The organism is Herbaspirillum sp. SJZ099, assembly GCF_007828355.1.
Taxonomy (GTDB): Bacteria; Pseudomonadota; Gammaproteobacteria; order Burkholderiales; family Burkholderiaceae_D; genus Herbaspirillum.
This window is the reverse complement of sequence record NZ_VIUO01000001.1, coordinates 709,620-724,456: the sequence shown is the minus strand read 5'-3', so window position 1 is coordinate 724,456 and position 14,837 is coordinate 709,620. Positions and strand designations below refer to the sequence as shown.

Genomic DNA, 14,837 nt, shown 5'->3' with positions numbered 1-14,837 from the left:
CGGCCGATACGCTGTCAACGCGCGGCCCGACCTTGCTTCCGGGGAAATGAGTGCTGGGGCCTGTTAACAATGCCTGTAAATGCTGACAGGCCCTAGTGTAATCCAGCCCTGTCGCGCCAACAATCGCCCGTGGCGGCGACGCCCTTACTTGGCAGCAGGCGGCGTCCCGGATTGCGCTTCGCGCTTTTTGCGTTCGGCGCGCTCGCGCTCGTTCTCGGCCTTCTTGCGCTCCACCTCCAGGCGATGGGCTTCCGCCTCCTTGATGCGCTGCTCGCGGGCGGCCGCATTGGCTGCGCGTTCGGGCGCGCGGGCCGCTTCTTCCGCCTGTTGCTGCCGCATCCTGGCCTCATGCTCCCGGATACGGTAGTCCGCCGGCTGCCCCTGGCTTTGGTCGATGCGCTGTTGCACCTGCTGGCGCTTGGCGTCGCTATCCTGCACCTTGCGCGCGGAATCGGCTTCTTTCTGCTTCTGTTCCTGCAGGCGGCGCGCGGAGTCCTCTTGGTCCTTCTTGCGCTGTTCGGCCAGGGCCTCGTCGCGCTCGTCCACATTCGCCTGGCGCTGGTAGGTGTTGGCTTCGATCTCCACCTGCTTGATGCGGCTTTCAGCCATCCGCTTGCGCTCCTTGGCGTCTTCCAGGCAGGACGTCACCAGGAACTTTTGATAGCAGGCGCGCTGGTCGACGATGTAGCGCACGCCGAGCGCATCCCGGTCCTGAGCCGCCTCGGCCAATGCCTTTTCCGCGACCTCGCGGGATTTGATCGAGCCGGCCGGATAGCGCTCGGCAATCGGCGCGCGCGCCTCCAGCGCCTCCAATGCCGACCTGGACATGGGCGCCTGGCCCGCGGCAGGAGCCTGGCGATCCGTGGGCGCGGCAGTCTGCGCCGAACTCCATCCGGCGCCCAGCATCAGCGCCAGGCCGCAAAGAAAACGGGAAACGCCATTGGCATCAGCGAAGAAACCTTGCATGTAATTCTTGCCCATCTTGGTATGGTTCATGACAGCCGGTCGGCCACAATGCGGCGATCCGCCTCCAAATACTCTTTCGACTGCATCTCAATGATACGTGAAACGGTACGGTGAAACTCATTGGACAGGGTACCGACGGTGTAAAGCTCGTCCGGCTCCACCGCCGCCGACATGATCAGCTTGACCTTGTGGTCGTAGAACACGTCGATCAACCAGGTGAAACGGCGTGCCTCCGACGACATCGCCGCCGACATGCGCGGGATGCCGGACAGGATCACCGTCTGGAACTGGCTGGCCAGCTCCAGGTAGTCGTTCTGCGAGCGCGGGCCGCCGCACAAGGTCGCGAAATCGAACCAGATGGCGCTGCCGGCGCGGCGCAGCGCACGGATTTCGCGCGCCTCGATATGCACGCGCGGATCTTCGTCGGCGGTCTCGGCCACGGCGGCGAAGGCCTGGCGCAGCTCTTCATCGGTCTGCGCGCCGAGCGGCGTGTGATAGACCTTGACTTGCTCCAGCACGCGCTTGCGGTAGTCGATGCCGGCGTCGATGTTCATGACATCCAGTTTTTCCTTGAGCAGCGCAATGGTCGGCAGCATGCGGTCGCGGTGCAAGCCGTCCGGGTACAGCGTTCCCGGCTCGTAGTTGGACGTCATCACGAAGGACACGCCGTTGTCGAACAGGCCCTTGAGCAGGTTGTAGAGGATCATCGCATCGGCGATGTCGGAGACGTGGAATTCGTCGAAGCAGATCAGGCGGTACTTCTTGGCGATGCGTTTGGCGACCTCATCCAGCGGATCGGCAATGCCCTTCAATTCGTCCAGCTGGCGGTGCACGTCGCGCATGAATTCATGGAAATGCAGGCGCGTCTTGCGCACCACCGGCACCACCGAATAGAAGCTGTCCATCAGGAACGACTTGCCGCGCCCCACCCCGCCCCACATGTACACGCCGCGCGGCACCGCCGGCCGGCTGATCAGGCGCTTGAAGGCCGACGCGCGCTGCGCCTTGTAGGCCACCCATTCCTCATACGCCTGCTGCAAGCGGGCGATCGCGCGCAATTGCGCTTCATCCGAGCCATAGCCGCGCTCGGCCAGCGAGTGTTCGTAGAATTGACGGACATCCATAGGAAATTCTCTTAAAACAAAAATGGGCGAGCCAGGCTCGCCCATTGCAGCAACAAATCAATGCTCAGCAATACGCGTGGGGCGTATTGTCGCATTGATCGCGCATCAGAAGTTCAGCGCGCGCTTGTCGACCGCCAGCGCTGCCTCCTTGGTCGCCTCGGACAGCGACGGGTGGGCGTGGCAGATACGAGCGATGTCTTCCGAAGAAGCGCGGAACTCCATGGCGACCACGGCTTCGGCAATCAGCTCCGACGCCATCGGGCCGACGATGTGCACGCCCAGGATTTCATCGGTCTTGGCATCGGCCAGGAACTTGACCATGCCCGAGGTATCGCCCAGCGCGCGTGCGCGGCCGTTGGCCAGGAACGGGAAGGTGCCGGCCTTGTACTGCACGCCTTCGGCCTTCAGTTGCTGCTCGGTCTTGCCGACCCAGGCGATTTCCGGCGAGGTGTAGATGACCCAGGGGATGGTGTTGAAGTTGACGTGGCCGTGCTGACCGGCGATACGCTCGGCCACCGCAACGCCTTCTTCTTCCGCCTTGTGCGCCAGCATCGGGCCGCGCACCACGTCGCCCACCGCCCACACGTTGGGCAGGTTGGTCTTGCAGTCGCCGTCGACGGCGATGAAGCCGCGTTCATCGAGCTTCAGGCCGACGCCTTCGGCGTTCAGGCCGATGGTGTTGGGGGTGCGGCCGATGGAGACGATCAGCTTGTCGAACTCGCCCTTTTGCGCGTCGCCCTTGCTGTCGGTGTACTCGACGGTGACGCCCTTCTTGCCCGCCTTGATCTCGCCGATCTTCACGCCCAGGCTCACGTTCAGGCCTTGCTTGGTCAGCAGCTTCTGCGCTTCCTTGGCGATCTGCTCATCGACTGCGCCCAGGAATGCCGGCAGCGCTTCCAGCACGGTCACTTCCGCGCCCAAGCGGCGCCATACCGAGCCCATTTCCAGGCCGATCACGCCGGCGCCGATCACGCCCAGTTTCTTCGGCACTTCGGTAATGGCCAGCGCGCCGGTGTTGGACAGGATCAGTTGTTCGTCGAATGGCACGCCCGGCAATGCGCGGGCGTTGGAACCGGTAGCGACGATCACGTGCTTGGCGGTGACGGTTTCTTCGGCCGCGCCCGCAACCTTGATCTCATAGCCGTTGGCGTCGCCCTTGACGAAGGAGCCGCGGCCGTGGAAGAAGGCGACCTTGTTCTTCTTGAACAGGTACAGGATGCCGTCGTTGTTCTGCTTGACCACGGTGTTCTTGCGGCCCAGCATCTTGTCCAGGTTCAGGCCCAGGCCCTTGACCTCGATGCCGTGCTCGGCGAAACCGTGGCTGGCATGCTCATAGTGCTCGGACGATTGCAGCAGCGCCTTGGACGGGATGCAACCGACGTTGGTGCAGGTGCCGCCCGGCGCCGGGCCGCCCTTTTCGTTCTTCCACTCGTCGATGCAAGCGGTGTTGAAACCCAGCTGGGCTGCGCGGATGGCGGCGATGTAACCGCCAGGGCCGCCACCGATGACGACCACGTCAAAATTCTTGCTCATGTTTTTTCCAATCTTGTCTATCGCGGACATGTATTCCGCGGATACAAAAAAGGCGCTGAAAAGAAAAGGTTTTCAGCGCCGATCCGGCTCTGTGGGCTGTCGGGCAGGCGTAGCGAGCGAGCCGAGGTCGTCGAGAGAAGCGCAGCCGTACTGGAGTACGGCGAGCATCGCATCGGCGAGATCGGTTCGCGCAGTAGCCTGCCCGGCAGTCATTAGAGATCGAGCAGGAGGCGTGCGGGATCTTCCAGCGCTTCCTTGATCGCTACCAGCGACAGGACGGCTTCACGGCCGTCGATGATGCGGTGGTCGTAGGACAGCGCGAAGTAGTTCATCGGACGGATCACGATCTGGCCGTTCTCAACCACGGCGCGATCCTTGGTGGCGTGGATGCCCAGGATCGCCGACTGCGGCGGGTTGATGATCGGGGTCGACAGCATCGAGCCGAAGGTGCCGCCGTTGGAGACGGTGAAGGTGCCGCCCGACAGTTCTTCGATCGACAGCTTGCCGTCCTTGGCCTTCTGGCCGAATTCGCCGATCTTCTTCTCGATGTCGGCGATCGACATCTGGTCGGCGTCGCGCAGGACAGGAACCACCAGGCCGCGCGGCGAGCCGACGGCCACGCCGATGTCGAAGTAGCCGTGGTAGACGATGTCGTTGCCGTCAACCGAAGCGTTGACGATCGGATACTTCTTCAGCGCGTGCACCACCGCCTTGACGAAGAAGGACATGAAGCCCAGCTTGACGCCGTGTTCCTTCTCGAACTTGTCCTTGTACTTGTTGCGCAGGTCGATGACCGGCTGCATGTTGATTTCGTTGAAGGTGGTCAGGATGGCGTTGGTCGCTTGCGATTGCAGCAGGCGCTCGGCCACGCGGGCGCGCAGGCGGCTCATCGGCACGCGCTGTTCCGGACGGTTTTCCAGGCCGGCTGCCACCGGTGCGGCAACTGCTGCCAGCGCCGGCTTGGCGGCTGCGGCAGGCGCTGCCGACGGTGCGGACAGGGCGCCCAGCACATCGCCCTTGGTCACGCGGCCATCCTTGCCGGTGCCGGTGACTTGCGAAGTCGACAGGTTGTTGTCGGCCAGCAGCTTGGCGGCGGCCGGCATGGCAACGCTGCCCTTGTTGGCAGGTTCGGCGGCAGGCGCTGCGGCTTGCGGCGCCACAGCGGCGGCGGCGGCAGGAGCGCCGGCTTGGGCCGACGCTTCGGTATCGAGGATGGCGATGACTTCGCCGGCGACGACGGTGGCGCCATCAGCCTTGATGATCTGGGTGATCACGCCTGCGTCCGGGGCCGGCAGTTCCAGCACGACCTTGTCGGTTTCGATGTCGATCAGGTTTTCGTCGCGTGCAACTTGTTCGCCCACTTTCTTGTGCCACTGCAGCAGGGTAGCTTCAGCGACGGATTCTGATAATTGCGGGACTTTTACTTCGATTTGAGCCATTTAGTTCTCCGATTCGGGTAATTCGTTTTAATGAAACGCAGGCGCGCTACCCTCGCAGCGCACCTGGTTTGCAACAATAATTATTTGGTCAGGACAAAGCCCTTGAGCTTCGAGAATGCAGTTTCGATCAGCGCCTTCTGCTGTGCGTAGTGCTTGTCGTAGTAACCCACGGCAGGCGACGCGCTGGCCGGGCGGCCTGCATAAGCCAGCTTTTGGCCTTCGGACAGGTTCTCGAAGATGTTGTGCTGGATCTGCAGCCATGCGCCCTGGTTCTGCGGCTCGTCCTGGGTCCACACCAGTTCGTTGAAGTTCGGGAACTGCTTGAGGGCAGCGGCGAACGCCTTGTGCGGGAACGGGTACAACTGCTCGACGCGGATGATGGCGGTGTCGGTCTGGCCGCGTTCCTTGCGGGCGTTGACCAGGTCGTAGTAGACCTTGCCCGAGCAGGCGATCACGCGCTTGACCTTCTTGGCGTCGATGGATTCGTCGACTTCCGGGATCACGGTCTGGAACGAACCCTTGGCCAGGTCGGACAGCGGCGAGCCGGCATCCTTGTTACGCAGCAGCGACTTGGGCGTCATGATGATCAGCGGCTTGCGGAACAGGCGGATCATCTGGCGGCGCAGCAGGTGGAAGATCTGCGCGGCGGTGGTGGGCTGCACCACTTGCATGTTGTTGTCTGCGCACAGCTGCAGGTAACGCTCCAGGCGCGCCGAGGAGTGCTCGGGGCCCTGGCCTTCATAGCCGTGCGGCAGCATCTGCACCAGGCCCGAAGCGCGGCCCCACTTCACTTCGCCGGAGCTGATGAACTGGTCCATCACGACCTGGGCGCCGTTGGCGAAGTCGCCGAACTGGGCTTCCCAGATGGTCAGGGTGTTGGGTTCGGCGGTGGAATAACCGTATTCGAAGCCCAGCACCGCTTCTTCCGACAGCACGGAGTCGATGACGGTGAAGGTCGACTGGTTTTCGGCGACGTTTTGCAGCGGCACATAGGTGCCGGCATCCCAACGCTCGCGGTTCTGGTCGTGCAGCACGGCGTGGCGGTGCACGAAAGTGCCGCGGCCGGCATCCTGGCCGGTCAGGCGCACGGCATAGCCGGACGACACCAGCGACGCGTAGGCCAGGTGTTCGCCCATGCCCCAGTCCAGGTTCATTTCGCCGCGGGCCATGGCGGCGCGGTCGTTGATGACCTTCTCGACCAGCGAGTGGGCCTTGAAGCCTTCGGGGATGGTGGTGATCTTGGCGCCCAGGCGCTTCAGTTCAGCCAGCGGCACGGCGGTTTCGGCCGCGTCGGTCCACTTGCGGTTCAGGAACGGCAGCCAGTCGACCGCGTACTTGCTCTTGAAGTTGGTCAGCACCGGATCGATGGTGTGCTTGCCGGCGTCCATCGCGGCGCGGAAGGCCTTGACCAGCTCCTCGCCGCCGTTGGCGGCGATGGTGCCCTGAGCTGCCAGCTTGTCGGCGTACAACTTGCGGGTACCCGGATGCTGGGCGATCTTCTTGTACATCAGCGGCTGGGTCAGCGCCGGGGTGTCTTGCTCGTTGTGGCCCAGTTTGCGGAAGCAGATGATGTCGACCACGATGTCCTTCTTGAACTTCATGCGGTAGTCGACGGCGATCTGGGTCGCGAACACGACGGCTTCCGGATCGTCGCCGTTGACGTGCAGCACCGGGGCCTCGATCATCTTGACCACGTCCGAGCAGTACAGCGTCGAACGGGAGTCGCGCGGGTCGGAGGTGGTGAAGCCGATCTGGTTGTTGATCACGATGTGCACGGTACCGCCGGTACCGTAGCCGCGGGTCTGCGCCAGGTTCAGGGTTTCCATCACGACGCCCTGGCCGGCGAAGGCGGCGTCGCCGTGCACCAGGATCGGCAGCACTTGCGAGCCGTCCTTGTCGCCGCGGCGATCCATGCGCGCCTTGACCGAGCCTTCCACCACCGGGTTGACGATTTCCAGGTGCGACGGGTTGAACGCCAGCGACAGGTGGACCGGGCCGCCAGGAGTCGAGACGTCGGACGAGAAGCCCTGGTGGTACTTGACGTCGCCGGCCGGCAGGTCATCAGCGTGATGGCCTTCGAATTCGGAGAACAGTTCCTGCGGGGTCTTGCCCAGGATGTTGACCAGCACGTTCAGGCGGCCGCGGTGGGCCATGCCGATCACGATTTCCTGCACGCCGTTTTCGCCGGCGCGCTGGATGGTCTCATCCAGGGAGGCGATGAAGCTTTCACCGCCTTCCAGCGAGAAGCGCTTCTGGCCGACGTACTTGGTGTGGAGATAGCGCTCCAGGCCTTCGGCCGCGGTCAGGCGTTCCAGGATGTGCTTTTTCTTCTCGGCCGAGAAACTGGGCGCGGCGCGGGTCGGCTCCAGGCGCTCTTCCAGCCAGCGCACTTCGGCCATGTCCGAGATGTAGGTGAATTCGGCGCCGATGGAGCGCGTGTAGGTGTCGCGCAGCATCTGCAGCAAGTCGCGCAGCGATGCGGTCTCAGGGCCGAAGTAGGTGTTGTTGATGTTGAACACGATATCCATGTCGGCATCGGTGAAGCCGTAGAAGGATGGATCGAGTTCGGGGATATTGGGGCGTTCCTGGCGCTGCAGCGGATCCAGGTTGGCGAAGCGGGAACCGAGGTCGCGGTAGCCGGCGATCAGCTGGGTGGCAGCGACGCGCTTGCGGCCCATGTCGGAGTCGGCGGAGGCGATGACGGTGCGGATCGGGCCTTGCTTGGCGCGCTCGGCGAACGAGGCGATGACGGGTGCGTGGGCGACGTCGGGACGGTTCGAGCCATCGGTGGCGGGAACGTGCTGGACGGCGTCGAAGTAGGCGCGCCAGTTGTCGGGGACGGATCCGGGATTGTCGAGATAGGCTTCGTACAGTTCTTCCAGGTACGGAGCATTCCCACCGAAGAGGTAGGAGTTGATGTTGTATTGCTCGTAGAGCTTTGTCATTTGCTCACCTTTCTTCGCGTTTCGCGAGATTAGCGGGTTTCTACACCTTCCGCGACACGGCCTGACCGGTTAGCGGATTGCATCAAGTTGTGGGGAAGGACCTTGTTGCCTATATGAACTTCTGTATCAGAACCCATTGCATCGGCAGGCGCCAGCGCCTGCCGATGCAATGAGCTCTACTAGGGTCGTCCAGTCAGGGCTACGGAATTATATATCCTTCTCCCCAATAAAAAAGCGAATCCCTCAGGATTCGCTTTTTTATTTGCTGCGGCTTGCGCGGGGCGTTTCAAACCGCCAACAGCGGCCTGAAGCGCCGCGCCGGCCCCTACCGCCCCGATCGCGGGACAAACAGGAACCGGGTGCACGCCCGTCCGTTGTTGCCAGCCGGCCAACTCCGCCCCGGCAGCTCCCGGCGTTCGTTCAGCGCTTGTCGATCGGCGCCACATCGCGGCGCGGCGAACCGACGAACAACTGGCGCGGACGGCCGATCTTTTGCTCCGGATCCGAGATCATTTCGTTCCATTGCGCGATCCAGCCGACGGTACGGGCCATGGCGAAGATGCAGGTGAACATCGAAGTCGGGATGCCCAGCGCGCGTTGCACGATGCCCGAGTAGAAGTCGACGTTCGGGTACAGCTTGCGCGACACGAAGTAGTCGTCTTCCAGCGCGATCTTTTCCAGCTCCATGGCCAGCTTGAACAGCGGGTCGTCGTGCAGGCCCAGCTCGTTCAGGACTTCGTAGCAGGTTTCACGCATCAGCTTGGCGCGCGGATCGTAATTCTTGTAGACGCGGTGGCCGAAGCCCATCAGCTTGACGCCGGAGTTCTTGTCCTTGACCTGCTTGATGAACTCGGGGATCTTGTCGACCGAACCGATGCTCTCCAGCATGGTCAGCGCGGCTTCGTTGGCGCCGCCGTGCGCCGGGCCCCACAGGCAGGCGATGCCGGCGGCGATACATGCGAACGGGTTGGCGCCCGACGAGCCCGACAGGCGCACGGTCGAGGTCGATGCGTTCTGCTCGTGATCGGCGTGCAGGATCAGGATGCGGTCCAGCGCGCGCACCAGCACGTCGTTGACCTTGTACTCCTCGCACGGGTTGGCGAACATCATGCGCATGAAGTTGGCGCTGTACGACAGGTCGTTGCGCGGATACACGAACGGCTGGCCGATGTTGTACTTGTATGCCATCGCCACCAGGGTCGGCAGCTTGGCGATCATGCGGATAGCCGACACGTCACGGTGGACCGGATTGCTGATGTCCAGCGAATCATGGTAGAAGGCCGACAGCGCGCCCACGGAGCCGGTCAGCACCGCCATCGGGTGCGCGTCGCGGCGGAAACCGCGGAAGAAGAAGTTCATCTGCTCGTGGACCATGGTGTGCTGGGTCACGGTATTGACGAATTCAGTCTTCTGGGCGGCATTGGGCAGCTCGCCGTGCAGCAGCAGGTAGCAAGTTTCCAGGAAATCGCAATTCACTGCCAGTTGTTCGATCGGATAACCGCGGTACAGCAGCTCGCCCTTGTCGCCGTCGATGTAGGTGATCGAGGAGTTGCAGGCTGCGGTCGACATGAAACCCGGGTCGTAGGTGAACTTGCCGGTGCCGGCGTACAGCTTGCGGATATCAATCACGTCAGGGCCGATGGTGCCCTTGTAGACAGGAAAATCTACGGATGGAGACCCGTCGGAGAACGACAGGGTAGCTTTGATATCGGTATTAGACATAGCTTTTCCTTTTGCTGGGATGGTGAAACCGTTAATCAAAACCGCGACCGCGTTGCCTGGCGGCATCCGTGATCCGATGCGCTGGGTGGCGTGAAAAAAGCAGGCCGCGTTCGAGCAAAATCCGTCTGGCTTGTGGCCAGGCGCAAAATCAGGCCGTACGCAGTTTTTGCAACAACGTGTGCACGTGCGGCAGGTCAACTGCCGCCTCCGGCTCCTTGCGAGCCAGCAGCAAGTCCATCAGGTCGTTGTCGGACAGGTCCATCAGCCGCGAAAACGCATCGACCTCTTCGTCGCTCATCCCGGCCTCGTTGGCATCGAGATAGCGCGTCAAGATCAGATCGTTCTCCAGCAAGCCTCGGCGTGCTCGCCAGCGCAGTCGTGCGCGCTTTGCCGGATCATCCTGGTGACGGGTAGTCATGAACTCGCTCACTTCTATACTTTTCATCTTTAATACTACCGAATCCCGGCGTTCCGTGTTCGGCAGCGGGAAGCCCCTGTACCCTGCTTCCCGTTTCGAACCGTCCGCGGCCCGGCTGGGCAGCGCCGCGGGCGGCTCGTACTGCTTTCCTTGCCGCTTAAACCGCGCGGCGCACCATCAGTTCCTTGATCTTGCCGATGGCCGCGTTGGGGTTCAATCCCTTCGGGCAGACATCGACGCAGTTCATGATGGAACGGCAACGGAACAGGCGGTACGGGTCTTCCAGGTTGTCCAGGCGGGCGCCGGTGGCTTCGTCGCGGCTGTCGGCGATGAAGCGGTAGGCTTGCAGCAGGCCGGCCGGGCCGACGAACTTGTCCGGATTCCACCAGAACGACGGGCACGACGTCGAGCAGCAGGCGCACAGGATGCACTCGTACACGCCGTCGAGCTCCTCACGCTGCTCGGGCGACTGCAGGCGCTCCTTCTCGGGCGGGATGCTGTCGTTGATCAGGTAAGGCTTGATCGAATCGTACTGCTTGAAGAAGTTGGTCATGTCGACGATCAGGTCGCGGATGACCGGCAGGCCCGGCAACGGCTTGAGAACGATGGGTTCGGTCAGCTCGTTCAGGTTGGTGATGCAGGCCAGGCCGTTCTTGCCGTTGATGTTCATCGCGTCCGAACCGCACACGCCTTCGCGGCAGGAGCGGCGCAGCGCCAGCGAGTCGTCCACATCGGCCTTGATGCGCTGCAAGGCGTCGAGCAGCATCTTGTCGGTGGGCTTCAACTCGACCGTCAGGTCCTGCATGTACGGCTTCTCGTCCTTGTCCGGATCGTAACGGTAGATTTTGAATTTCAAAGTGCGAGTCATGTTGCGACCTCTTAGAAAGTACGTGCTTTAGGTTTAAATGTCTCGACGGTCAGCGGCTGCATGTTGACCGGCTTGTAGTCGAGACGATTCCCCTCGGAGAACCACAGCGTGTGCTTGAGCCAGTTCACGTCGTCGCGTTGCTCGTAGTCGCTGTGCGCATGGGCGCCGCGCGATTCCTTGCGGGCGGCGGCCGATGTGATGGTGGCCTTGGCGGTTTCGATCAGGTTGTCCAGCTCCAGCGCTTCCTGGCGGGCGGTGTTGAACACCTTGGACTTGTCCTTGAACGAGACATGCTTGCGGCGCTCGTCGAGCTCCATGATCTTCTTGACGCCTTCCTGCAGCAGCGCATCGGTACGGAACACGCCGCAATACTTCTGCATGGTGGCGCGGATGTCGTTGGCGACGTCCTGCACGCGCTCCGAACCGGTGCTGTTTTCCATGCGCGCGATGCGTTCGAGCGAACGGTCCAGCGCGCCGGCCGGGATCGGCTTGTGGCTCTGGTTTTGCAGATTGCTGCCGACGATGTGGTTGCCCGCTGCGCGGCCGAACACCACCAGGTCCAGCAGCGAGTTGGTGCCCAGGCGGTTGGCGCCGTGCACCGAGACGCAAGCGCATTCGCCGATGGCGTACATGCCCTGCACCACTTCCTTTTGCGAGCCGCCCTTGGGCACGACCACCTGGCCGTACACGTTGGTCGGGATACCGCCCATCTGGTAGTGGATGGTCGGCACGACAGGGATCGGTTCCTTGGTCGCGTCGACGTTGGCGAACTTGTGCGCGATTTCCAGGATCGACGGCAGGCGCTTCTTGATGGTGTCGGCGCCGATGTGGCGCAGATCCAGCAAGACGTGGTCCTTGTGCGGACCGACGCCGCGGCCTTCCTTGATTTCCTGGTCCATCGAGCGCGAGACGAAGTCGCGCGGCGCCAGGTCCTTCAAGGTCGGCGCATAGCGCTCCATGAAGCGTTCGCCGTTGCTGTTGATCAGGATGCCGCCTTCGCCGCGCACGCCTTCGGTGATCAGCACGCCGGCGCCGGCCACGCCGGTCGGGTGGAATTGCCAGAACTCCATGTCCTGCAGCGGCAGGCCGGCGCGTGCCGCCATGCCCATGCCGTCGCCGGTGTTGATGAAGGCGTTGGTCGATGCCGCCCAGATACGGCCGGCGCCGCCGGTGGCGAACAGGGTCGCCTTGGCGTGCAGCATCATGATTTCGCCGGTTTCCATTTCCAGCGCGACCACGCCGAGGACGTCGCCCTCTTCGTTGCGGATGATGTCCAGCGCCATCCACTCGACGAAGAAGTGGGTCTTGGCGCGCACGTTACGCTGATACAGCGTGTGCAGCAGCGCGTGACCGGTACGGTCGGCGGCGGCACAGGCGCGCTGCACCGGCTTTTCGCCGAAGTTGGCGGTATGGCCGCCGAACGGTCGCTGATAGATGGTGCCGTCGGGATTGCGGTCGAACGGCATGCCGAAGTGTTCCAGCTCGTACACCGCCTTGGGCGCCTCGCGGCACATGAATTCGATGGCGTCCTGGTCGCCCAGGTAGTCCGAACCCTTGACGGTGTCGAACATGTGCCAGTACCAGTTGTCTTCCGACATGTTGCCCAGCGAAGCGCCGATGCCGCCCTGGGCGGCCACGGTGTGCGAGCGGGTCGGGAAGACCTTGGACAGCACGGCCACGTTCAGGCCGGCCTCGGCCAGTTGCAGGGAGGCGCGCATGCCGGAACCGCCGGCGCCGACGATGACCGCGTCAAAGCGGCGGGTAGTGATTGTGGATTTGATAGCAGCCACGATTTACATTCTCCACAGAATCTGCGCGGCATAGCCGGCGCAACCGATCAGCCACAGGATCGTGGCAACTTGCAAGACCAGGCGCAGGGCGACCGGCTTGACGTAATCCATCCAGATATCGCGCACGCCGATCCAGGCGTGGAAGAACAGCGCCATGAGCGTGACGAAGGTGGCGATCTTGAACCATTGGTGCGAGAACAGCGCGCCCCAGCCTTCATAGCTGAAATGCACGGAGGTGAAGAAGCACACCAGCAAGATCACGGTGTAGACAGCCATCACGACTGCGGTGGCGCGCTGCGCGAGCCAGTCGCGCAGGCCATAGTGGGCGCCGACGACGAGGCGCTTGGAACCGATATTGTTATCCATGTTTAGAATGCTCCGAACAGTTTCAATGCAACCAGGATCATCAGCGCGATGCTGACGACCAGAACGCCGGCCGACGACTTGCGCGCGCTGTCCTTGTCCAGGCCGATATGGTTGTCCATGATCAGGTGGCGGATGCCGGCGCAGAAGTGGTGGAGATAAGCCCAGGACAGGGCGAGGATGACCAGCTTGACGCACCAGTTGGAGGCGATGCCCTTGAGATGCTCGAAAGTGCCCTCGGAGAGCAGGCTGTTATCCAGCAGATACAGGATAAAAGGCAGCATCAGGAACAGGAACAGCCCGCTGACGCGGTGCATGATCGACACCAGCGCAGCCAGCGGCATACGGTAACCAGCAATTTGGGTAAGGTGTATGTTACGAAATTGCGGCCGTTGTGGTTTAGCGGCTTCAGACATACAAGGTTCTCCTCAGATTAAAACAATCTTGCAATTTTCGCCTATTTTACAAATCGTCACCAACATTATTCCGCTTCGCAGCACAGCCAAATGGGGAGCCACCGCCCCCTTCCGCCCAGGGGACGCGCCCCGCAGGACGTCAGCTCAGTTCGCTCTGGTAATGATGATTTGTCGTCAAATACAGGCCGCGCCGCATTTCCACCGGCTTGTCGCCGTAGGTAAATGAAGCGCGCTCTACACTCAACAACGGCGTGTCGGGCGGAACCCCCAGGATTTCCGCAGATTCAGGATCCGCCGCCACGGCACGGATGCGCTCCTCGGCGCGGATCATGCGGGTCCCGAATTCCGACTCGAACAGGCCATATAACGGCCCTTTGTATTCCACCAGACGTTCAGCCGTCAGCCCCTTGAAGATCACGCCAGGGAGCCAGATTTCTTCGAGGATGATGGGAACGCCATTGAAGTACTTGACCCGCCGGATAAAGATGACCGAGTCGCCGGATTTCACATCCAGCTGCCTCGCCACTTCGGCGGATGCGCGCACGCGCTTGACTTCGATAATCTTGTTTTCCGGACGCTGCGGCTCGTCGCTGTCGGCCATCAGGCGGAGGAAGCGGAATTGGGCCTGCGTTTCATGATGGGTGGCAACGAACGTCCCCTTGCCCTGGCGCCGCACCACGAGGTTTTCCGCCGCCAGCTCATCGATGGCCTTGCGCACCGTTCCCTGGCTGACCTTGAAACGGTTGCCCAGCTCGACTTCGCTGGGGATCAATTCGCCCGGCTTCCACTCGCCGGCCTCGAGGCGCTGCATGATGAGCGCCTTGATCTGCTGGTACAGCGGACTGAAGGTCGGCGCGGGGCCGGCAACACCCGATCCCACGCCTTGCGCGTCACCGTTGTTCGAATTGGGCAGGATCGAGCTCATAACCCCGAATTTCACCACAAAACCGCATCCGGCGTCCAGCAAAAATGATGCAATAATATGTCTTATATAAGACATAAGATATTGATTGACACGCGTCCTCCGCAGGCCTACACTCGCGAGCAACCTGAAAAGCCGCAACGCAGACGCGACGCGCGCTTCCGGCCAATCAACGATAACGAGAATCGATTGCATTTAGACCTTCGGGATTCCGCATTTTTATGCGAGCCGGACATGAGTGCGACGGTTTTTTGCGTGGCCGGCGGCGCTGCCCGCGAAAGCGACTGACTGCCTTCGTTTTCGACGGTATCATGGCGGTCTAACAAGAATT

General features: G+C 62.2%; 12 protein-coding genes. All 12 read right to left on the bottom strand.

Annotated elements, in window-relative coordinates; all coding sequences use genetic code 11:
* Positions 1-144: 144 nt before the first annotated feature.
* The 12 genes from FB597_RS03160 to FB597_RS03105 all read right to left on the bottom strand — a co-directional run bounded on the left by FB597_RS03160 (position 145) and on the right by FB597_RS03105 (position 14,509).
* Positions 145-996, bottom strand: coding sequence for a hypothetical protein (locus tag FB597_RS03160; protein ID WP_370454627.1), 852 nt, complete (start codon positions 994-996; stop codon positions 145-147).
* Positions 993-2,090 (bottom strand): cell division protein ZapE, encoded by a 1,098-nt coding sequence (zapE, locus tag FB597_RS03155; protein ID WP_141916262.1) that lies wholly within the window; start codon positions 2,088-2,090, stop codon positions 993-995. The genes FB597_RS03160 and zapE overlap by 4 nt, the downstream gene beginning before the upstream one ends.
* 105 nt (positions 2,091-2,195) lie before the next feature.
* Complete coding sequence (lpdA, locus tag FB597_RS03150) at positions 2,196-3,623, bottom strand: dihydrolipoyl dehydrogenase (protein ID WP_144768000.1); 1,428 nt, start codon at positions 3,621-3,623, stop codon at positions 2,196-2,198.
* 212 nt (positions 3,624-3,835) lie between these two features.
* Positions 3,836-5,062: a 2-oxoglutarate dehydrogenase complex dihydrolipoyllysine-residue succinyltransferase gene (odhB, locus tag FB597_RS03145; protein ID WP_144767998.1), complete on the bottom strand. Its 1,227-nt coding sequence runs from the start codon at positions 5,060-5,062 to the stop codon at positions 3,836-3,838.
* Between the two features lie 80 nt (positions 5,063-5,142).
* The gene (locus FB597_RS03140) at positions 5,143-8,007 is read right to left on the bottom strand and encodes a 2-oxoglutarate dehydrogenase E1 component (RefSeq protein WP_141916256.1); all 2,865 of its coding nucleotides are present in this window, start codon (positions 8,005-8,007) and stop codon (positions 5,143-5,145) included.
* A 420-nt stretch (positions 8,008-8,427) separates the two neighbouring features.
* Positions 8,428-9,729: a citrate synthase gene (gltA, locus tag FB597_RS03135; protein ID WP_141916254.1), complete on the bottom strand. Its 1,302-nt coding sequence runs from the start codon at positions 9,727-9,729 to the stop codon at positions 8,428-8,430.
* 148 nt (positions 9,730-9,877) lie between these two features.
* Positions 9,878-10,147, bottom strand: a complete 270-nt coding sequence (locus FB597_RS03130) for a succinate dehydrogenase assembly factor 2 (RefSeq protein WP_050467912.1) — start codon at positions 10,145-10,147, stop codon at positions 9,878-9,880.
* A gap of 157 nt (positions 10,148-10,304) precedes the next feature.
* Positions 10,305-11,015, bottom strand: coding sequence for a succinate dehydrogenase iron-sulfur subunit (locus FB597_RS03125; RefSeq protein ID WP_141916252.1), 711 nt, complete (start codon positions 11,013-11,015; stop codon positions 10,305-10,307).
* A gap of 11 nt (positions 11,016-11,026) precedes the next feature.
* Positions 11,027-12,805, bottom strand: coding sequence for a succinate dehydrogenase flavoprotein subunit (gene sdhA / locus FB597_RS03120; RefSeq protein WP_141916250.1), 1,779 nt, complete (start codon positions 12,803-12,805; stop codon positions 11,027-11,029).
* A 3-nt stretch (positions 12,806-12,808) separates the two neighbouring features.
* Positions 12,809-13,171, bottom strand: coding sequence for a succinate dehydrogenase, hydrophobic membrane anchor protein (gene sdhD, locus FB597_RS03115; protein WP_141916248.1), 363 nt, complete (start codon positions 13,169-13,171; stop codon positions 12,809-12,811).
* 2 nt (positions 13,172-13,173) lie between these two features.
* Entirely contained in the window at positions 13,174-13,584 is a 411-nt protein-coding gene (sdhC, locus tag FB597_RS03110) for a succinate dehydrogenase, cytochrome b556 subunit (RefSeq protein ID WP_141916246.1), read from the bottom strand.
* 139 nt (positions 13,585-13,723) lie between these two features.
* Positions 13,724-14,509: a GntR family transcriptional regulator gene (locus FB597_RS03105; RefSeq protein ID WP_141917026.1), complete on the bottom strand. Its 786-nt coding sequence runs from the start codon at positions 14,507-14,509 to the stop codon at positions 13,724-13,726.
* Positions 14,510-14,837 lie beyond the last annotated feature (328 nt).